At 69.1% G+C, this 19,306-nt stretch carries 17 protein-coding genes and 1 riboswitch; of the genes, 7 read left to right on the top strand and 10 right to left on the bottom strand.

The features are described 5' to 3' along the window. Positions 1-26: 26 nt before the first annotated feature. Both ACWDSI_RS09455 and ACWDSI_RS09450 read right to left on the bottom strand, forming a co-directional pair. Positions 27-464, bottom strand: coding sequence for a hypothetical protein (locus tag ACWDSI_RS09455; RefSeq protein ID WP_449756377.1), 438 nt, complete (start codon positions 462-464; stop codon positions 27-29). Beyond that, complete coding sequence (locus tag ACWDSI_RS09450) at positions 461-1,771, bottom strand: aminotransferase class V-fold PLP-dependent enzyme (RefSeq protein WP_449756376.1); 1,311 nt, start codon at positions 1,769-1,771, stop codon at positions 461-463. Before ACWDSI_RS09450 ends, ACWDSI_RS09455 begins: the two co-directional genes overlap by 4 nt. A gap of 16 nt (positions 1,772-1,787) precedes the next feature. After that, positions 1,788-1,901: riboswitch (SAM riboswitch) on the bottom strand. A 91-nt stretch (positions 1,902-1,992) separates the two neighbouring features. On the opposite strand from ACWDSI_RS09450, the gene ACWDSI_RS09445 reads away from it, so the two are divergent. Both ACWDSI_RS09445 and ACWDSI_RS09440 read left to right on the top strand, forming a co-directional pair. Next, positions 1,993-3,141, top strand: a complete 1,149-nt coding sequence (locus ACWDSI_RS09445) for an isochorismate synthase (RefSeq protein ID WP_449756375.1) — start codon at positions 1,993-1,995, stop codon at positions 3,139-3,141. 32 nt (positions 3,142-3,173) lie between these two features. Then, a complete protein-coding gene (locus tag ACWDSI_RS09440; RefSeq protein ID WP_449756374.1) occupies positions 3,174-5,585 on the top strand; it encodes a serine/threonine-protein kinase in 2,412 nt (803 codons plus the stop codon). 51 nt (positions 5,586-5,636) lie between these two features. On the opposite strand, the gene ACWDSI_RS09435 is transcribed toward ACWDSI_RS09440, so the two are convergent. From ACWDSI_RS09435 to ACWDSI_RS09425, 3 genes are read right to left on the bottom strand one after another with little or no spacing between them, the layout of a single operon-like run. Beyond that, positions 5,637-6,836, bottom strand: coding sequence for an O-succinylhomoserine sulfhydrylase (locus ACWDSI_RS09435; protein WP_449756489.1), 1,200 nt, complete (start codon positions 6,834-6,836; stop codon positions 5,637-5,639). Further along, positions 6,833-7,246, bottom strand: coding sequence for a rhodanese-like domain-containing protein (locus ACWDSI_RS09430; protein WP_449756373.1), 414 nt, complete (start codon positions 7,244-7,246; stop codon positions 6,833-6,835). Before ACWDSI_RS09430 ends, ACWDSI_RS09435 begins: the two co-directional genes overlap by 4 nt. Beyond that, entirely contained in the window at positions 7,243-7,752 is a 510-nt protein-coding gene (locus ACWDSI_RS09425; protein ID WP_449756372.1) for an Rv0361 family membrane protein, read from the bottom strand. Before ACWDSI_RS09425 ends, ACWDSI_RS09430 begins: the two co-directional genes overlap by 4 nt. 204 nt (positions 7,753-7,956) lie before the next feature. Here ACWDSI_RS09425 and ACWDSI_RS09420 point away from each other — a divergent pair, with 204 nt between their 5' ends. Then, complete coding sequence (locus ACWDSI_RS09420) at positions 7,957-9,348, top strand: FAD-dependent oxidoreductase (RefSeq protein ID WP_449746820.1); 1,392 nt, start codon at positions 7,957-7,959, stop codon at positions 9,346-9,348. Between the two features lie 193 nt (positions 9,349-9,541). Here the strand turns inward: ACWDSI_RS09420 and ACWDSI_RS09415 are convergent, their stop codons facing one another. After that, a complete protein-coding gene (locus ACWDSI_RS09415; protein ID WP_449756371.1) occupies positions 9,542-10,129 on the bottom strand; it encodes a hypothetical protein in 588 nt (195 codons plus the stop codon). Positions 10,130-10,331: 202 nt separating this feature from the next. Between ACWDSI_RS09415 and ACWDSI_RS09410 the strand changes: the two genes are divergently transcribed. From ACWDSI_RS09410 to ACWDSI_RS09400, 3 genes are read left to right on the top strand one after another with little or no spacing between them, the layout of a single operon-like run. Continuing rightward, positions 10,332-11,366, top strand: a complete 1,035-nt coding sequence (locus tag ACWDSI_RS09410) for a FecCD family ABC transporter permease (RefSeq protein ID WP_449756370.1) — start codon at positions 10,332-10,334, stop codon at positions 11,364-11,366. Further along, positions 11,363-12,490: a FecCD family ABC transporter permease gene (locus ACWDSI_RS09405; RefSeq protein ID WP_449756369.1), complete on the top strand. Its 1,128-nt coding sequence runs from the start codon at positions 11,363-11,365 to the stop codon at positions 12,488-12,490. The genes ACWDSI_RS09410 and ACWDSI_RS09405 overlap by 4 nt, the downstream gene beginning before the upstream one ends. Further along, positions 12,487-13,299 (top strand): ABC transporter ATP-binding protein, encoded by an 813-nt coding sequence (locus tag ACWDSI_RS09400; protein ID WP_449756368.1) that lies wholly within the window; start codon positions 12,487-12,489, stop codon positions 13,297-13,299. Before ACWDSI_RS09405 ends, ACWDSI_RS09400 begins: the two co-directional genes overlap by 4 nt. Before the next feature lie 9 nt (positions 13,300-13,308). On the opposite strand, the gene ACWDSI_RS09395 is transcribed toward ACWDSI_RS09400, so the two are convergent. The 3 genes from ACWDSI_RS09395 to ACWDSI_RS09385 all read right to left on the bottom strand — a co-directional run bounded on the left by ACWDSI_RS09395 (position 13,309) and on the right by ACWDSI_RS09385 (position 15,888). After that, positions 13,309-13,788, bottom strand: a complete 480-nt coding sequence (locus tag ACWDSI_RS09395; RefSeq protein ID WP_449756367.1) for a DUF456 domain-containing protein — start codon at positions 13,786-13,788, stop codon at positions 13,309-13,311. Positions 13,789-13,800: 12 nt separating this feature from the next. Continuing rightward, positions 13,801-15,429, bottom strand: coding sequence for a formate-dependent phosphoribosylglycinamide formyltransferase (purT, locus tag ACWDSI_RS09390; RefSeq protein WP_449756366.1), 1,629 nt, complete (start codon positions 15,427-15,429; stop codon positions 13,801-13,803). Between the two features lie 90 nt (positions 15,430-15,519). Continuing rightward, the gene (locus ACWDSI_RS09385; RefSeq protein ID WP_449756365.1) at positions 15,520-15,888 is read right to left on the bottom strand and encodes a UBP-type zinc finger domain-containing protein; all 369 of its coding nucleotides are present in this window, start codon (positions 15,886-15,888) and stop codon (positions 15,520-15,522) included. A 117-nt stretch (positions 15,889-16,005) separates the two neighbouring features. On the opposite strand from ACWDSI_RS09385, the gene ACWDSI_RS09380 reads away from it, so the two are divergent. Further along, on the top strand, positions 16,006-17,598 hold the full coding sequence (locus ACWDSI_RS09380; RefSeq protein WP_449756364.1) for a Na+/H+ antiporter: 1,593 nt from the start codon (positions 16,006-16,008) through the stop codon (positions 17,596-17,598). An 87-nt stretch (positions 17,599-17,685) separates the two neighbouring features. Here the strand turns inward: ACWDSI_RS09380 and ACWDSI_RS09375 are convergent, their stop codons facing one another. After that, positions 17,686-19,230, bottom strand: coding sequence for an adenylate/guanylate cyclase domain-containing protein (locus ACWDSI_RS09375; protein WP_449756363.1), 1,545 nt, complete (start codon positions 19,228-19,230; stop codon positions 17,686-17,688). Between the last annotated feature and the right edge of the window lie 76 nt (positions 19,231-19,306).

Below are 19,306 nucleotides of genomic sequence, written 5' to 3'. Positions count from 1 at the left end.
GTCGCCTGAGCGGTTCCTGATGCCGTTCAGGCGGCTCGCCCGAGTGTGAACTGCGGCAACACCTCGGCGCGCACCCGGCGCTCGGTGGCCGAGCCGTCGATCGGCACGATGATCACGGCGTCGGCCACCTCCGCGGCGTAGATGTCGCGGATCAGGGTCGACAAGCCATGCGGGGTGCCCACGTAGCGCACCGTACGCGGGTCGCCCACCCCGCTCGCCACCACCGACGCCCGCGCCGACAACGGGTGCGGTGCGATCGCCACCTCCACCTCCAACGCCACCGCGAAGCTCGCGGTGTCGCGGGTGCCCGCACGCAGCAACGATCGGGTGCGTTGCGCCTCGCGCAGCGTCGCACGCCGCACCACGATCGGCAACGACGCCGCACCAGCGTCACCGGCGAGTGCCACGGCCAGCGCCGGACGGCCGATGCTGATCGGCCCGGTCACGGTCGATTCGATGGTCACGGCTGCACCTCGCGGCTGTCGGGATCGCACAGGGTTCGCAGGGCGTCGAGCAGGCGGTCGATGTCGGCCGACCCGGTGCCCAGCCCGAAGCTGGCGCGCACGGCGCCGTCGGGGTGTCCGAGCCGATCGAGCAGTGGATGCGCGCAGAACTTTCCGTCGCGAACCCCGATGCCGTGGTGATCGCTGAGGTATTCGGCCACCGCACGCGGCGAGTGACCGCGCACCGAGAACCCGGCGATGCCGACCCGCTCGGCCGCGTCGGAGAACACGCGCAGCGGAGTGACGCCGTCGATGCCGGCCAGGCCTTCGTCGAGCCGTGCACACAGCTCGTGTTCGTGCAGCCCGATCAGTTCGTGGCCGAGTTCGGTGATGGCGGTGCAGGCAGCCGCGATCGCGATGGCGCCCAACACATTCGGCGAACCGGCCTCATGCCGTGCCGCGCCGGTGTGCCACACCGTGGAGGTGCAGTTGTCGGTGCCGGCGGCGTCGACGATGCCCACGTCGGCGGTGGCCCCACCCCCGGCGAGGTAGGGGTCGGCGGCGTCGAGCCAGTCGTGGCGGCCGATCAGCACGCCGGCACCGAAGGGCGCGTACAGCTTGTGGCCGGAGAACACCAGATAGTCGATGCCGTGGCTGACCAACGACACCGCACGGTGCGCCACGAGTTGCGCCCCATCGACCAGGATGCGTGCACCGTGGCGGTGCGCGATCGCGGCCAGCCGCCCGATCGGCAGCACCTCACCGGTCACGTTGGACGCCGCGGTCACCGCCAGCAGCGCAGCCGGTTGGGCGGCGAGTTCGCAGTCGATCGCCGTCAGGGTGGCCTCGATCGTGGGCCGCGACGACACGATGCGGGTGGTGCCCCGTTCGCGCGACACCCAGGGCAGCAGGTTCGCGTGATGTTCGATGTCGAGGACCACCACGTCGCCGGGAGTGACGTGCGCCGCGAGGTTGATGGCGTCGGTGGTGTTGCGGGTGAACACCACGGTGTCGTCCACCCGGCCCCGCACGAAGCGGCGCACCACCTCGCGGGCCTCCTCGTAGCGCCGGGTGGTGACCTGTGAGAGGTGACCGGCGCCGCGGTGCACGCTGGCGTAGCCGTGCAGCGCCTCGGTCACCGCGTCGGCGACGGCCCGCAGGGCGGGGGCGCTGGCGGCGTAATCGAGGTTGGCGTAGCGCACTTCTGTGCCGTCGGCGAGGGGTGCGGTGTGTCCGGCACCGGTCACCTCGGCCAGCGGCGCGATCGTCGTTCCGGCGCAGGCCGGGGCCGGGTGCGTAACGGTGGGGCTGGTGAGCACAGCAGTCATCGAGAGATCTCCTTGGAATCCACGCTTGCCGTATCCACTTCGGATACGGCCGGGTCGTCACCCGGAGCACCCCACCGCGGAGGAGGGTTGCCGGCCAGCAAGCCGGGGCTTGTCGCTGGCGCTCATGACCTGCACCAAGAATCGCCGATGCGGCGTCGGGGTGTCAATTTTCACCCAGCGTGCGCGCAATTCGAGGTCGCCGCCTCGGTAGCGTGAGATCCATGTCCGACCCCGCCGACGACGACGTCCTCCCCGAGGCCCCGCATCCCTCCGAGGTCTTCGTGCTGTCGCGGCCGCATGGCACGGTGCGTGCGGCCGGGGCGTCGGAGGGATTCACCGATGCCGCAGAGGCCGCCGACGCACTGCGCGGCGGCCGGGTGGGCGCGATCACCGGTGCCATCCCGTTCGATGCCGCCGACACGGCGGCGCTGCTGGTGCCCGAGACCATTCGGCACACCTCCACCCCGCTGCGCGGCCGGCCGGCGACGCCGCATCGGGTGGTGCGCTCGCTGCTCGTCCCCGACCCCGACACCCATCGCGCCCGGGTCGCCGGTGCCATCGACGCCATCGACATCGGCGAACTCGACAAGGTGGTGTTGGCACGGTCGATGGAGATGACGGTGGAACCGCCGGTCGTCGTCGCCGACCTGCTCGCCGCATTCGCGCACGGCAACGCCGACCACAACGCGTTCGCCGTGGACGTCGGCGTCAATGCCGAGGCCGACCGCACCGCACGCTGGCTTCTGGGCGCCAGCCCGGAAGTGTTGCTGCGCAAGCAGGGACTCGAGGTCACCTGCCGCCCCTACGCGGGCTCGGCGTCGCGGTCGGCGGACCCGGCGGCCGATCGCGCCGCCGGACACGCACTGCTGGGCTCGGAGAAGGACCGCGCCGAGCACGCCTTCGTCGTCGACCATGTCCGCGACGTCCTCGAGTCCGTCTGCCGCGACCTCGTGGTACCCGACGAGCCGGTGCTCACCGCGACCGGCGAGGTGTGGCATCTGAGCACCCCGATCCGCGGCACGCTAGCCGACCCGACGATCACCGCACTCGATCTGGCCCTGCTGCTCAGCCCGACCCCCGCCGTCTGCGGCACGCCGGAAGCCGCTGCGGCACAATTTATCTCGACGCACGAAGAGCCCCGCGGACTGTACGCGGGCGCCGTCGGCTGGTGCGGCGCGGCCGGCGACGGCGAGTGGATGGTCACCATCAGATGCCTCGAACTGTCCGAGGACCTCCGGCACGTACGGACCTGGGCGGGTGGCGGCATCGTCGCGGGGTCCGACCCGCAGAACGAACTCGACGAGACCTCGGTGAAACTGTCGACCGTGCTCAATGCCCTCGGCGTCGGCGGCCTCCCTCCCGCCCGCTAGATTGTCCGGGACCACCCGAGGAGGATTCTGTAGTGCTGCAACCGGGCGCTGTGTTCGCCGGATACACCATCGATCGACTCCTCGGCGCCGGCGGCATGGGCGAGGTCTACGTGGCCCGCCACCCCCGGCTACCCCGATCCGACGCACTCAAGGTCCTCAACCCCCGATACGCCGCCGACCCCGCCTTCCGCCGCCGCTTCGAACGCGAAGCCGACACCGTCGCCACCCTCAACCACCCCAACATCGTCGCCGTCCACGACCGCGGCGACACCGACGGCCACCTCTGGATCGCCCTACAACTCATCGACGGCACCGACGTCGACCACATCCTGCGCACCCACGGCCCCCTCCCGGCCCACGAAACCGCCCGCATCACCGCCGACGTCGCCGCCGCCCTCGACCACGCCGCCGACAACGGCCTCGTCCACCGCGACGTCAAACCCGCCAACATCCTCATCAGCCGCACCGACCACGTCCTACTCACCGACTTCGGCATCGCCCGCACCGGCACCGACAACACCCAACTCACCGCCACCGGCACCACCATCGGCACCCTCGACTACGCCTCCCCCGAACAACTCCGCGGCCTCGCCCTCGACGGCCGATCCGACCAATACTCCCTGGCCTGCACCGCCTACCACCTCCTCACCGGACACCCACCCCACACCGACACCAACGCCGCCACCGTCATCGCCAAACACCTCGAAACACCACTCCCCAGCCTCCGCACCGACCGCCCCGACCTATCCCCCATCGTCGACGACGTCCTGGCCACCGCCACCGACAAGAACCCCGCCGACCGCTACCCCACCGCCACCGCATTCGCCCAGGCCCTCAGGACAGCACTCACCACACCGGCACCCGCAGCCGACACATCAGCCACCGTCGCCCGCACCACCGCCGCGCAACCGCGACATCAGCCGCAACCACCACCCCACCCCGTGCCGCCGAACCCGCACTACGCGCCGACCGTCGCAGGCCGCGCCACCCCACCCCCGGCACACCAGCCCCCGCCAGGGTCCGCGCCGCGACCACCTTTCGCCGGGCCGCAGCCACCTGTTCAGAAGAGTCACAAGAAGTGGTGGCTCGTCGGCGGTGCGGCAGCATTGGTGGTCATCATCGCCGCCGCCACCGGGGTGTACTTCGTTGTCAGGCCGCACAAGGCCCCACCCGACCCCGCCATACCCGTCGCCGAGGCCACCACGCTCGAGCGCACCGCGGCGACTCCGCTGAGCGCATCGCTGGAGCATAAACCGGACAAATCACTGTGGACGTACACCCCGCCGCCGGGCTCGCCGAGCAGCGGGTTCGCCGGGGGCAGCGCGAAATATGTGCTGAATTGGCGCTTGTCGCCCGCCCCGCAGCAAGCCGAACTCCTCGACATCGTCGACGCCGACTCGGGCAAGCTCGCACGATCGGTCGATCTCACCGGCACCGGCGGCTACGGCGCCCCCGAATGCGCGATCGATGTCCCGGGAACCCACGCCGCCTGCCCGGGCACGTCGGCGGTCGTGTTCGTCGACCTCGACCGGGGCGCGGTGACCGGTCGGCTCACCGACGCCCATGATCCCGTACCTGCCGACAACGGTTTCGTGCTCACCGCCACCACCAACCCGGCCCCGCCGTCGTCGACACTCGAAGACATCGTCAGCGTCGACGCCGCCGGTCGCCAGCGGTGGCGCGCCAGCACCAGTGCCACCCCCACACCCGTATCGGGCGGCGGCGTGGTGACCATCACCACCTCGCGCGACGAGTCCGACCCGTTCTCCAAGGACCGCACCGACTGGCGCCGCGTCTCCGACGGGAAGGTGCTGCACACCATCGACGCCGGACCCGACGCCGTGCCCCCATGGGCGCCGTATGTGGGGGGCTTCATGGTCCCCGGCGCCGGGCACGCCGAGTTCTACGACCTCAACGGCACCCGCACGGCGGTCAGCCCCAACGGCTGGACATCGTCGCAGGTCGGCGTCGCCGGGGGCGGCATCCTGCGGGGAACGGATACGCCGTGGTTGACCAGTCTTCCCGTGGTGGTACGCAAGGGTTCGTTCGACGCGCTGGGCGTGGGAACGGCCGACTTCGGCGTCGTCAATCCCGCCACCGGCCACATTCTGTGGCAGGGTCTGGTGAACGGCGGACTACCGCCGTCGGTCACCGGCACCGGAACGGCGTTCATGGTCAGCAACACGTTCGCCACGGAGTCCCATGCGCAAGCGTTCGGTGACTCCTACGCCGGGTCGGTGTCGCCGCACGGGTCGGTCCCCAGCGAGCCGAGGGTGTTCGCGAGCGACGGGACGCGTGCACTGATCGGTTCCACCTTCGGCGAGGACGGTGATCTGCTGGCACTGGCTCCCGGAAACGGCGACATCCTCTGGCGGTGGCAGACCAACGGCACCGTCGAGTCCTACGGCGGTAAGGTCTACGTGGGTCTGCACCGCATCATCTGATGCACCACCCAATTCCGTTGTGTGCGCACCGAATCGGGCATCAACGGGGCGTCATCCCAGGGCCTGGTCCAGATCGGCCAGCAGGTCGTCAACCCCTTCGAGTCCCACCGACAGGCGCACCACCGCGTCGGTGAGTCCGATGGCGGCACGGCCGTCGGGTCCCATCGCACGGTGCGTGGTGGTGGCGGGGTGGGTGATGAGCGACTTCGAATCGCCGAGGTTGTTGGAGATGTCGATGACGCGCAGCGCGTTGAGCACCTCGAAGGCGCGCTTCTTGCCGTCGACGCCGTCGTGGTCGTTGAGTTCGAAGGTCACCACGGTGCCGCCGCCCGACATCTGCTCACGGGCCAGCGCGTACTGCGGATGTGACTGCAGGAACGGGTATTTCGTCCATCGCACGCGCGGATCGGATTCCAGGAAGGTCGCGATGCGCAGCGCCGAGGACACCGATGCGTCCACTCGCAGGCGCAGCGTCTCCAGACCCTTGAGCAGCGTCCAGGCGTTGAACGGGCTCATGGCCGGGCCGGTGTGGCGCATCAGGGTCTGCACCGGGCCGTCGATGAACTCCTTGGTGCCCAGCACCGCACCGCCCATCACGCGGCCCTGCCCGTCGATGTGTTTGGTGCCCGAATACACCACCACGTCGGCCCCCAGGTCGAAGCCGCGCTGCAGCAGTGGGGTGGCGAACACGTTGTCCAGCACCACTTTCGCACCTGCGGCATGCGCGAGTTCGGACACTCTGGCCACGTCGACGAGGGTTTGCATCGGATTCGACGGCGTCTCGAAGAACACCGCGTCGGCCGGGGTGGCGAGCGCCTGCTCCCACTGATCGAGATCTTCACCGTCGACGAAGTCGGTGTGCACACCCCATCGGGGCAGGATCTCGTTGGCCACCACGAAACAGGAGCCGAACAGGCTGCGCGCCGCGACGAGTCGGTCTCCGGCCTTGAGGAGCGCACCGAGCGCGACGAACACCGCGGCCATCCCGCTCGCGGTGGCGAAGCAGGCCTCGCCGCCGTCGATCAGGCGCAGCCGTTCCTGGAACATCTCGACCGTCGGATTGCCGTAGCGGGAGTAGACGAACCGCTCGTCCTCACCGGTGAAGGCACGCTCGGCGGCCTGGGCGGAGTCGTAGACGTAGCCGGAGGTGAGGTACAGGGCCTCCGACGTCTCGAAGAAGCCCGACCGCGCCAGGCCGCCGCGCACGGCCAGTGTGTCCGCGGATACGCCCTCGGGTAGTTCGCCGCTCACGACTGCCGCCACGGCAGATCGAGGGCACGCCACCCCACCGCGCCGCGGTGATCGTTCTCGTCGAGCGCGCCTTCGAATCCGTCGAGCACGTTATAGGCCTTGGCGATGCCCGCGGCGGTGGCCGCCTCGGCGGCGCCGATCGACCGGTGACCTGACCGGCACAGAAAGATCACCTCGTTGTCGTCGGTGATGCCGGCGTCGCGCAACTCGGCCACGAACGCCTCGTTGGGGGTGCCCTCGGGAAAGGTGGTCCACTCGACGAAGACCGTCTGCTTCTCGATGATCTCCAGGTCCGGGACGCCGACAAACGACCATTCCGCTCGGGTGCGACAGTCCACCAGCACCGTGTTGGGATCGTTCTCGAGCTTCTCCCACGCCTGCAGCGGGGTCAGATCGCCGGCATAGGTCATGCCTTGCACACCTTCCAGTCTCCGTTGTCCTTCACCACGACGACGCTGGTCACCTGCGTCTGATCGGGGGACTTGTCGAAATGCCAATGTACTCGCGCGGTGGCCCGGTCACCGGTGACGGTCACGTCGGTGATCTCCGGAATCACGATGCGCCCGTTGGTCTCCACCGACTTCCGGTTCTGTGCGACGAACTCGGCTTCGGGCAGGATCGCCCCCGACGTCACATCGGTCGCGCACGTCGCGGCCTTGTACTTGCCGTAGTCGACGTTGTTGCGCGCGGTGTAGACGTCGTTGATCGCGAACTGCACCTGGGCCGAATCGCTCGCCCGGTCTTCGGCCGGTCGCAGCACGTTCGACAGCACCACCCCGAGGATGGCGGCCACCACCACGATCAGCGCCACCCAGAACGGCCAGGCGTCCTTCCACGACTTCGACCCCTCGTCGTCGGCGGGGGGAGAATTGTCGCCGACCTGGTCTTTGCGAGGGTCACGTCCACCTTTGGGCATGGCCCGCAGTGTAACGAGCGATCACCCGGTGACCGGTTCGCGGTGGTCCCGGTGCGCCACCGACGACGCAATGGACGGCCCCCGAAGCGACTGCGCGCCGCACCATGACTGAGGTAACCCTCACACAATTTTGGGCGCGGCGGGCCCGAGCGCCTACCGTAGAGGGGATACGACGTATTCCGAACAGTTCGAGGAACCCCCTACATGAGCGACACCAGCCGCCCGCTGCGGGTAGCCATCGTCGGCGCCGGCCCCGCCGGCATCTACGCCGCCGACGCGTTGATGAAGTCCGACACCGCCAAAGAGCAGGGTGTCAGCATCGATCTCTACGAGCGGATGCCCGCCCCGTTCGGCCTGATCCGTTACGGCGTGGCCCCCGACCATCCGCGCATCAAGGGCATCATCACCGCGCTGCACAAGGTCCTCGACAAGCCGCAGGTGCGCCTGCTCGGCAACATCGACTACGGCACCGACATCACCCTCGACGAGCTCAAAACCCTCTACGACGCGGTGATCTTCTCCACCGGCGCCACCGACGACCGGGCGCTGGGCATCCCGGGCATCGACCTCGAGCGCAGCTACGGCGCAGCGCAGTTCGTCGCCTGGTACGACGGACACCCCGACTTCCCGCGCGAGTGGCCGCTGGAAGAGGAGAAGGTCGCGGTCATCGGCGTCGGCAACGTGGCCCTCGACGTGGCGCGCGTGCTGGCCAAGACCGGTGACGAACTGTTGCCGACGGAGATCCCGGCCAACGTCTACGAAGGCCTCAAACAGAACAAGGCACTCGAGGTGCATGTGTTCGGCCGTCGCGGACCCGCGCAGGCCAAGTTCACGCCGCTCGAACTCAAGGAACTCGACCACTCGCCCACCATCGAGGTCGTCGTCGACCCGGAGGACATCGAATACGACGAGGGGTCGGCCGTGGCGCGGCGTGGCTCGAAGATCACCGACCAGGTGGCCACGATCATCGAGAACTACGCGATGCGTGAACCCAAGGAAGGTGCGATCCACAAGCTGTTCCTGCACTTCTTCGAATCGCCGGTGGAGATCCTCGGCGAGAACGGCGAGGTGGTGGGCCTGCGCACCGAACGCACCCAGCTCGACGGCACCGGCAACGTGAAGCCCACCGGCCGCTACACCGACTGGGACGTGACCGCCGTCTACCGGGCCGTGGGCTACCTGTCCGACAACCTCCCGCAGATCCCGTTCGACAGCCAGGCCGGTGTGATCCCCAACGAAGCCGGCCGCATCTTCGACGAGGGCACCCACCTCGTCGGGCTCTACACCACCGGGTGGGTCAAGCGCGGACCTGTCGGCCTCATCGGCCACACCAAGGGCGACGCCAACGAGACCGTGGAGTGCATCCTCGACGACATGCGCAACGACGCGCTGCTCGACCCGAAGAACCCGGGTGAGGACGCCGTGATCGAGCTCCTCGAGTCGAAGAACATCCCGTACACCACCTGGGACGGCTGGTACCGCCTCGACGAGCACGAGCGCGCGCTCGGCGCCGCGGAGGGCCGCGAACGCGTCAAGGTGGTCGAACGCGAGGACATGCTCGCCGCCTCCGAGCCCCACAAGGTGCAGAAGGCCTGATCAGCCGATCGCTGATCGAGCGTCCCCCGCTGATCGAGCGTACCCCGCTGATCGAGCGACCCCCCGCCGATCGAGCGACCCCCCGCCGATCGAGCGACCCCCCGCTGATCGAGCGACCCCCCGCTGATCGAGCTTGTCGAGATCACAAAAGGGCCGACCGGATCTCCCCGGTCGGCCCTTTGTGGTCCTGCTGTCAGTTCGGCGTCACGCCCGCGGGGGGTGCCTGGGTACCCAGGCTCGTCGGGGTCGCCTTCTGCGTGTTCGGGACCGCCTTCTGATCGCCGCCCTGCTGGTCGATGTTCCACCAGAATCCCGCGTTGTTGAAGATGTTCGGCTCGACCTGCGCACCGATGGTGTATCCGGAGATCGACGAGGGCCAGCAACCGCGCCACGTGGTCTCGAACGCCGTGTAGGCCTGGCCCGGAAGGAGTTCGCCGGCCTTGGTTGCGCGCGGATCCTTGGCGCCCGCCTTCTGCGCCTGCTCCTTGGTGAGGGCGGGGACCTTCTTGGTGGCCCCACCGAGCTCGGTGACGGTGACGTTGGTCATCGTGTAGCCACCGATGTTCACCGCTCCCATGAACCGGTGCATACGCCAGCCGGGAAGCTGATCCCACGTCGGACCCCAGCCCTTCCAGTAGCAGTTCACACCGCCGTACAGGGCAAGATCCGCGGGCGGAGGCGGGGTATCGGCATGCGCGGGCGCTCCTGCAACGAATGATCCACCCGCGATACCGGCGGCGACGGCCAGTCCGGCCACCGTGCGCTTCAGCGTCTTGTTCATGAGAACTCCTCCTTCGTCGGTGACCCGCGTCGGGTCCGCACCCTCGGATGACTGTGTCCAGGATTATCGGATACTCACAGCAACTTGTTACGTATCGGTGCGGTCCTTACCCACCCTCACGAAAATGTGAGCCCGTTGCAACCTCCCCGTGATCGCGGTCGGCGCGGGAGGCCAATGGCCAAGTGAGGTAAGGTTTCCCTTTGTGCGACGGTTCGGCGGGCTCGTGGTGATCGCTGCGGTGCTGCTCGCCGCGATGCTTGCCTCGGTGGTGATCGGCGCCCGCACCATCCCTCCGGCACAGTCCTGGGACGCATTCGCCGCGGGAGCCCGTGAGATCTGGCAGGCCGCCCTGCACCTGCAACTGCCCCATATCGACAAACCCGACGACACCGCCGGCATCGTCTGGGACCTGCGGGTGCCGCGCACCGTCCTAGGACTGATCGTGGGACTCGCGATCGGGGCCGCAGGAGCGATCACCCAGGGCCATACCCGAAACCCCATCGCCGACCCGGGGATGCTGGGCGTCAACGCGGGCGCCGCGCTGGCGGTGGTCTGCGGTGTGTATCTGCTCGGCATCACCTCACCCATCGCCTACATGGTGTGCGGACTCGTCGGCGCGATCGTCGCCTCGTGCGCCGTGTTCGGCGTCGCCGCCCTCACCGGAGCGTCCCCGGTGACGCTGGTACTGGCCGGCACCGGCCTGTCGGCGATGCTGATCGCGATCACGTCGGCGATCGTGCTCACCGATACCGCATCGCTCGACGCGTGGCGCTTCTGGAGCGTCGGCGCGACGTCGGGGCGTGGCATGGATGTGTTCTGGGCCAGTCTGCCGTTCATCGTGATCGGACTCGTGCTCGCGGTGGCCAGCGGATTCTTCCTCAACGTGTTGAGCCTTGGCGACGACATGACCAAGGCTCTGGGATCACGCGTGCTGGTGATCCGCGCGGTGGGCATCGCCGCCATCACTCTGCTCATCGGTGCGGCCACCGCCGCCTGCGGGCCCATCGTGTTCCTGGGTCTGGTGGTACCGCACATCGCGCGTGCGGTCACCGGACCGGATTACCGGTGGATCATCCCGTACTCGGCGCTGCTGGGCGCAACACTGATGCTGGTCTGCGACGTCATCGGCCGCGTGGTGGCCCGCCCGGGCGAGGTGCAGGTGGGTGTGGTGCTCGCGCTGGTGGGCGCACCGTTCCTGATCGTCATGGTCCGCAAACAGAAACTGACCAGCGTATGACCGCGGAGACCACCGATCGTCAGGGCACCGACCACCGCACACCGCGCGGGTCCGGATCGCGCTCACCCGGGTCCGTCGTCGTCCGGGTCGGCAGGTTGTCGTGGATCGTGCGGCCACGCGCGGTGCTGGTCGGGGGTGCGGCGACGGTGCTGACCGTGCTGCTGTTCCTGCTCAGTGTCGGCATCAGCGACTATCCACTGTCGCCCGCCGACGTGGCACGCATTCTGCTCGGCGGCGGCACCCGCATCGAGAACGTCGTGGTGCTCTCCGACACGCTGCCGCGGGCACTGGTGTCGGTGCTCGTCGGCTTCGCGCTCGGGGCGGCAGGCGCACTCACCCAACTCATCGCGCGCAACCCGTTGGCCACCCCCGACATCCTCGGCATCACCGCGGGCGCCGGAGCGGCCGCGGTGGCCGCCATCGCATTCGGCAACACGTGGGGCGCCTGGCTCGCCGACATCGGAGTGCCCGCGGCCGCGCTCGTCGGCGGGCTCGGCACCGCCGCGATCATGTACCTGCTGGCGTGGCCCGGACGTGCCGCCAACAGTGGGATCAACCCGCTGCGGTTGGTGCTCATCGGGGTCGGCATCACCTGGATGCTGCAGGCGCTCACCTCGTTCCTGCTGACCCGCGCCGACATCACCGACGTGGCGCGCGCCCAGGTGTGGCTGGTCGGTTCGGTGGCCAACACCGGCTGGGCGCAGGTGTGGCCGGTGCTGGTCGCGGTGCTGGTCGGGATCGTCGCGATCGCGGTGCTGTCGCGGCCGATCGGCGTGCTGTCGCTGGGCCCCGACATCGCTCGCGGACTCGGGGTCCGCACCGGCGCGGTGTCGGCGGCCATTCTGCTGGTGGCGGTCGGGCTGACCGCGCTGGCCGTGTCGGCGGCCGGACCGATCGCCTTCGTCGCCCTGCTCGCCCCGCAGATCGCGATGCGCCTGGCCCGCACCCCGGTACCGACGCCGCTGCTCGGTGGCATCGTCGGGTCGGTCCTGGTGCTGGCCGGGGACCTGCTGTGCCGCACCGTGCTTCCCGGCGGTCTGCCGGTCGGCATCGTCACCGCCGCGGTGGGTGGCCCGTTCCTGATCTACCTGATGATCTCCCTGTCCCGAAAGTCGACCGCATGAGCAGACTTCTCGCACACGAACTCACCGTCGGATACGACGACACCACCGTCATCGACGGGCTGGACATCGCGATCCCCGACGCCGCGGTCACCACCATCATCGGACCCAATGGGTGCGGCAAATCGACGCTCCTGCGGGCACTTTCGCGTCTGCTCACGCCGCAACGCGGCACCGTGATGCTCGACGGCACCGACATCAACCGCACCCGGCCCAAGCAGGTCGCCCGCACCCTGGGCATCCTGCCGCAGAATCCCGTTGCGCCCGAGGGTCTCACCGTCGCCGACCTGGTGGGCCGAGGCCGGCACCCGCATCAGAAGTGGTATCAGCAGGCGTCCGAGGAGGACGAGGCCGCCGTCGCCCGGGCACTGGAACTCACCGACACCACCGATCTCGCCGACCGTCGTCTCGACGCCCTGTCGGGCGGGCAGCGGCAGCGGGTGTGGATCGCGATGACGCTGGCGCAGGGCACCGATCTGCTGCTACTCGACGAGCCGACCACCTACCTCGACCTCGCGCACTCCATCGAGATCCTCGATCTGGTGCACGCGCTGCGCACCGAGCACGACAAGACCGTGGTGATGGTGCTGCACGACCTGAATCTCGCTGCCCGCTACAGTGATTCACTCTTCGTGATGACGAGTGGACGCATCGTGGCGCACGGCACGCCCACCGAGGTGATCACCGAAGACCTCCTCGATGAGGCATTCGGGCTGCGCGCGCGGGTGATCCCCGACCCCGTGTTCGGCGACCCGATGATCGTGCCGATCGGCGCACGCAGTGCACGGCCCCCCACCCGGATCAGCGGCTAGAGAGTTCGATCACCAGAGACCCACGCCGACGAGCCACACCCCGGCGGCCAGCAGTGCGGCGCACAGTTCGATGCCGATGGTGTACATCGACGCCCTGGCCGCCGACACCGTGCCGCGCCAGGCCTGCGCCATGGTGCGGGTGCGTACCAGTTCCGACACCATGGCGCCGACGATGAATCCGACGAACAGTCCGATCACCGGGATCACGAAGAACCCGACGATACCGGTGAGCGCGCCGACGATCACGGTGACGTTCGGGATTCCGCCGGCCCGCAACACTTTTCCGGCGACGAAGTATTTGATCACCTCACCACACGCCACCAGCGCGAGCGCGACACCGAAGATGATCCACGCCTTGCCGCCGATGATCGCGGCCCACACCAGGATCGCGGCCACCACCAGCAGGCTGCCGGGCAGCACCGGGATCACGATGCCGAGCAGGCCGATCAGAATGCCCGCGGCGACGAGCAGTTCACCCCACAGCGGCATCCGGTGGCCGGTTCAGTCGACGCTCGCCCGCGGCTGATCGACGGCGGGCGCGTGACTTCCGTCCGGGCGGGGCGCCTCGGGTCGGGGCATCTCGGGCCGGGCTTCGGGCCGCGGGGGACGCGGCCCGGCCTGCGGTGGTCGCGGACCCGCCTGCGGCGCACCGGGTCCCGGCTGCTGGGGTCCCGGCTGCTGGGGGCCGGTTCCGGGCCGACCCATACCGGGTTGCGGCGGGCCGGCCTGTGGTGCGGGCGGACGCCCGGCGGGTGGCCGAGGCCCCGCCGGGGGCGCGGGTGCAGAGGGGGGCACCGGAGCGGCCGTGGTGCGGCGGGCGGGACGCCCGGTCACCGGGATCACGGTCGACGCCGCGCGCACCGCCCGCTCCCGCGCGGTCTGCGTGTCGTCGGCCGTCGCGGTCACCACACCCATGCGACGCCGGTGGAAGCTCTCGGGTTTGCCGAACAGCCGGATGTCGGTTTCGGGGATGGCGAGCGCGTGGGCGACGTTCTCGAATGCGATGGCCTCCTCGTCGAGTTGGCCGTAGATCACCGCCGACGCACCCGGCGATGCCAGCGTCACGTCCACCGGTAACCCGAGGATCGCGCGCGCATGCATCTCGAACTCCGAGAGACGCTGGGTGGCCATGGTGACCAATCCGGTGTCGTGCGGGCGCGGCGACACCTCCGAGAAGTAGACGTCGTCGCCCTTGACGAAGAGTTCAACGCCGAAAATGCCTCGGCCGCCGAGCTTTCCGTCGCCCAGCGCGGTGGCCACCCGTGCCGCGATCGACGTGGCCGCGCCGAGCGCATAGCTGCTCATCTCGTGCGGCTGCCAGCTCTCCACGTAGTCGCCGTCGATCTGCCGGTGCCCGATCGGCGCACAGAAGTGGGTGGTGAGGCGGCCGGTCGCCGGGTCGATGGCCCGCACGGTCAGCAGGGTGATCTCGTAGTCGAAGTCGATGAAGCCCTCGACGATCACCCGCTCGCCGGCCACCCGGCCGCCGGTGGTCGCGGTCTCCCACGCGTGGGGCACGTCGTCGGCGCTGCGCAACACGGTCTGTCCCTTGCCCGACGACGACATCACCGGCTTCACCACGCACGGAAAACCCACCTGACCGGCGGCCACGGTCAGTTCGTCGAGTGAACCCGCGAACAGGTACGGCGACGTGGGCAGTCCGAGGTCCTCGTCGGCCAGGCGCCGGATGCCCTCACGGTTCATCGTGGTGACCACCGCCGACGCCGTCGGGATCACCTCGGCCAGGCCGCGGCGCTCGACGGTCTGCAGCGCGTCGGTCGCGATGGCCTCGATCTCGGGAACCACATAGGCGGGCTGATACTTCTCCACCAGGGCGAGAAGCGCATCGGCGTCGGTCATGTCGATCACCTCGGCGGCGTGCGCCACCTGATGACCGGGTGCCCCCTCGTAGCGGTCGACGGCGATCACCTCGACGCCGAGTCGCTGGAACGCGATGACGAGCTCTTTGCCGAGTTCTCCGGAGCCGAGCACCATCACACGTGTCGCGGTGGGCGACGAGGGTGTGCCCAACACATCGGGGGGTCCGACAGTGGGTTGCGCCGGCGGCATCTGGCGGACCGGGATCTGGGTTGGTTGCGCCTGTGCACCGCTCTCGCTGCTCGAGGTCATCCCCAAATCCTACGTGTCCGGTTCACGCTGGTGCGACGAGTTCGTCGCTCGTCGGACCGACACCGCGCACGTGCATCGATCGTTGAGAACTCACGCGGTCAGTTCGTGGATGTAGCACCACCGCCACGCCTCGCCCGGCTCGGCCGAGCGCATCACCGGATGGCCCATGTCCTGGAAGTGCGCGGTGGCGTGGCGGCGCGGGCTCGAATCGCAGCACCCCACATGGCCGCACTCCAGACAGATGCGCAGATGCGCCCAGTGCCGTTCGCCGAGCTGTAGGCAGTCCTCGCAGACGCTGATGTCACCGGTCGCCGGTGGTGGATCGGCGACCGGATCGAGCCCGATGCTGCCGAGTTCGGGGCACCGGGCCGCGACGGCGGCGGACGCCCCCGACGGCGCGGCGGTGGCGGTGGAATCCGGATCGCGTCGGGTGCGGGAGGAACGACCGAAGATGCTCATGTACGCATTATCCCGCCGGACGCAATGGTTCCGACTGTCCCGACCGATCAGGCGCCACGAATCAGGCGCGACGAATCAGGCGCGACGAGTCGCGCGCAACCGGTTAGGTTTGCACCGGTGAACGCTTCCCTGCTGCTGGTGGTCGTGGTGTCGGTGGCGATCGCTGCCGTGTGCCGGCACTACAACCTGTCCTCGCCGCTGATCCTGGTCGTCGTCGGCCTGGCCATCGGCTGGATTCCCGGGCTGCCCGAAGCAACCCTCGAGCCGGAGTTCGTGCTGTTCGTGATCCTGCCGCCGCTGCTCTACTCGGCCGCACAGGAGAGCTCCTATCAGGAGATCCGCGCCAACCGCCGCGCCATCGGACTGCTCGCGGTGGGGCTGCCGCTGTTCACCACGGTGGTGGTGGGGCTGGTGGCCTACGCGGCGGTGCCGAATCTGCCGCTGGCCGCGGCGCTGGTCCTCGGCGCGGTGGTGGCACCACCGGACGCGGTCTCCGCGCAGGCGATCGGCCGTCGGCTGGGACTGCCCAAACGGATCATGACGCTGCTCGGCGGGGAGAGCCTGCTCAACGACGCCACCGCACTGACCGCCCTGCGGGTGGCGCTGGCCGCGGCGATCGGGGCCACCACGTCGGTGTGGATGGGTTTGACCACCTTCCTGATCGCCGCGATCGGGGGTGCCGCCATCGGCCTGGCCGTCGGATATCTGGTCTCATGGGTGCGCGACCGGCTCAACGACCCGACGATGGAGACCGCGATCGGGATCACCGTGCCGTTCGGCACGTATTTCGTCGCCGAAGAACTCCACACGTCCGGGGTGATCGCGGTGGTCACCGCCGGGCTGTTCCTGGGCCAGCGGTCGGTGCGGCTCGGTTACGCCACCCGACTGCAGGAGGAATCGGTCCGCAAAGCGGTCGACGCCGTACTCGAGGCGTTCGTGTTCCTGCTGATCGGGTTGCAGTTGCCCGACCTCATCAAGGGGCTGTCGGGGGAATCGTGGACGCATGTGGCCAGGGATGCCGCCCTGGTGCTCGCCGCGACGATCCTGGTGCGCTTCGTGTGGGTGTTCCCGGCCACCTACCTGCCGCGGCTCTTCTCGTCGCGGGTCCGCGAGCGCGAGGCGGCACCGAAGGCGTCGTGGGTGTTCATCGTCGGGTGGGCCGGCATGCGCGGGGTGGTGTCGTTGGCGGCGGCATTCTCGATCCCGGTGGTCACCCGGTCCGGGGAGCCGTTTCCGGCGCGGCCCGAGATCCTGTTCCTGACGTTCGTGGTGGTGGTCGGCACCCTGCTCATCCAGGGCACCACGCTGCCGTGGGTGATCGGCAAGCTCGGTGTCTCCGGCAACGACGAGGCCGCCGACCGCCTGGCGTTGGCCTCGGCCCAAGACCGTGCGTCGCGCGAGTCGGAGAAATACCTCGACACGGTAGCCGAGCAGATCCCCGACCACGACCCCCGGCGCCTGCAGATCGGGATGCTACGCAAATGGGTCACCACCCAACGCAACACCGCGTGGGAGGAACTCGGTCGCGGCGCCGACGCCCTCGGCGAGAGCCCGACCGCAGCCGGAAACCGTATGCGCAACAAGCTGTTACAGATCCAACGCGGTGTGTTCATCGACGAACGCGACGCCGGCCGCATCGACGACGAAGTGCTGCGGCTGGCGTTGCGCAGGCTCGACTACGCCGAGGGCACCAACGACCGGGACACCTGAGGACTCACGCGCGCCAGAAGCGTCACCGCAGCGGACCCCGACATGGCATATGCCACCTCACCCCACCCTGCGGTGACCTTTGTGGCGCTATTCGCCGCGGGGCTCGTAGACCTCGGTCTCCTCGGCACGCCCCCGCAGCGTGACCGACTCGGCCCGCTGCCACCGCGCGGCCTCCCGCTCCCCGGCGGCGTCAAGAGTGCGTCCCGACGCCAGCGGCCGGCGCGGGTCCCGCTTGGCCAGCTCCGACAGACGCGCACTCTCGTTGACCGGGTCGCCGATCACCGTGTACTCGAATCTCTCGATGGCTCCGACGTTTCCGGCCACCACGTGGCCGTATCCGACACCGATTCCGGCCGAGAGTTCGGGCACCTCGTCGACCAACCGGCCCGCGATGTCGCGGGCGGTGCGCAGGGCGGCACCCGCCGAGTCGTCGAGGTCGATGGGGGCACCGAAGATGGCGAGCACGGCGTCGCCCTCGAACTTGTTGACCAGTCCACGCCGACGTTCCACCTCCTCGACGATCACCCCGAAGAACCGGTTGAGGATGGCCACCACGTCGGTCGGGCTGCGGTCGGCGGCCAGGGTGGTCGACCCGATCACGTCGACGAACACCACTGCCACCACGCGTTCACTGCCACCGAGTTCCGGATCGGAGTTCAGTGCCGCCTCGGCGACGTCGCGGCCGACGTGACGGCCGAACACGTCGCGCATGTGGTCGCGTTCCCGCAGCCCGCCGACCATGGCGTTGAAACCGGCCTGCAGGTCGCCGAGTTCGGTGCCGTCGTACACCACGAGGTCGACGCTGGGACCGAGATCACCCGATTGCACGCGGTCCATGCCCCGGCGCACGCTGCGGATGGGTGCGGTGACGCTCTCGCTGGTGAGCCAGGTCAGCACAATGCCGGTGGCCAGTGAGATCACCGCGAGCACGAACACTCCGACGAACAGGTCGAGTTTGGTGGTGTCGTCGCGGAAGGCGCCGAACGAGACCACCAGCAGGATGCCGAAGATGGGTGTGCCCGACCCGACCATCCAGGCGACGAAAGACCGCGACCGCACCCCGGTACGTTTGCGGCGACGGTAGCCGGCACTGATCAGGTCGGCGGCCACCGGTCGCAGCGCCAGCTCGATGAGCAGGTACGACACGCCGACCACCACCACCCCGCTGAGACTGGTGACGAAGAACATCTTCGGTATCAGCATCGGGTTGGCGATCCCGTAGAGGATCGTGAACAAGACCACCGCGCCGAACCAGAGCAATGCCTGCAGTGTCAGCAGCCGCCGCGGCACTCGCTGCGTGCGTCGGGCATCGGCCGCCGTCGGCCGTTCCCGGCGGATCGCCCAGCGCAGGTCACGAACGATCGCGAAGGTGCCCCACCCGATCCCGATCACGAAGGCCACCGTCACGTACACGGGCACGACGATGAAGTTGACCCACCACAGTTGCGGCAGGAAGGCCGAGGGTTCGGGGATGCCGACCGCGGTCAGAGCGATCGCGGCCGCCGCGCCGATCAGATTGGCCACCACGATGGTGCCGGTCAGTACCGTCTGGATCCGGATGCGCCGGCGAATGCGGCCCTCCGACGCCGACCCGAGAAGCACCGACCCGTAGTCGCGCTCCCCCAGTATCATGCACACACTTTGTCACAACTCCCCCGCGGGTCGTCGCGGCTGCCATGGGCCACGTGTCGCGGAGGAATCGGACAGA

This window comes from Gordonia sp. NPDC003429 (assembly GCF_053588575.1).
This window is presented reverse-complemented; position numbering and strand designations above follow the sequence as displayed.

Bases quoted from the DNA above. Each gene is read 5' to 3' on its own strand.
- ACWDSI_RS09450 (WP_449756376.1), bottom strand. From the start codon at position 1,771: ATGACTGCTGTGCTCACCAGCCCCACCGTTACGCACCCGGCCCCGGCC.
- ACWDSI_RS09445 (WP_449756375.1), top strand. From the start codon at position 1,993: ATGTCCGACCCCGCCGACGACGACGTCCTCCCCGAGGCCCCGCATCCC.
- ACWDSI_RS09430 (WP_449756373.1), bottom strand. From the start codon at position 7,246: ATGACCTATGCCGGCGATCTGACCCCGCTGCAGGCGTGGGAGAAGCTC.
- ACWDSI_RS09425 (WP_449756372.1), bottom strand. From the start codon at position 7,752: ATGCCCAAAGGTGGACGTGACCCTCGCAAAGACCAGGTCGGCGACAAT.
- ACWDSI_RS09420 (WP_449746820.1), top strand. From the start codon at position 7,957: ATGAGCGACACCAGCCGCCCGCTGCGGGTAGCCATCGTCGGCGCCGGC.
- ACWDSI_RS09415 (WP_449756371.1), bottom strand. From the start codon at position 10,129: ATGAACAAGACGCTGAAGCGCACGGTGGCCGGACTGGCCGTCGCCGCC.
- ACWDSI_RS09405 (WP_449756369.1), top strand. From the start codon at position 11,363: ATGACCGCGGAGACCACCGATCGTCAGGGCACCGACCACCGCACACCG.
- ACWDSI_RS09400 (WP_449756368.1), top strand. From the start codon at position 12,487: ATGAGCAGACTTCTCGCACACGAACTCACCGTCGGATACGACGACACC.
- ACWDSI_RS09395 (WP_449756367.1), bottom strand. From the start codon at position 13,788: ATGCCGCTGTGGGGTGAACTGCTCGTCGCCGCGGGCATTCTGATCGGC.
- purT (WP_449756366.1), bottom strand. From the start codon at position 15,429: ATGACCTCGAGCAGCGAGAGCGGTGCACAGGCGCAACCAACCCAGATC.
- ACWDSI_RS09385 (WP_449756365.1), bottom strand. From the start codon at position 15,888: ATGAGCATCTTCGGTCGTTCCTCCCGCACCCGACGCGATCCGGATTCC.
- ACWDSI_RS09375 (WP_449756363.1), bottom strand. From the start codon at position 19,230: ATGATACTGGGGGAGCGCGACTACGGGTCGGTGCTTCTCGGGTCGGCG.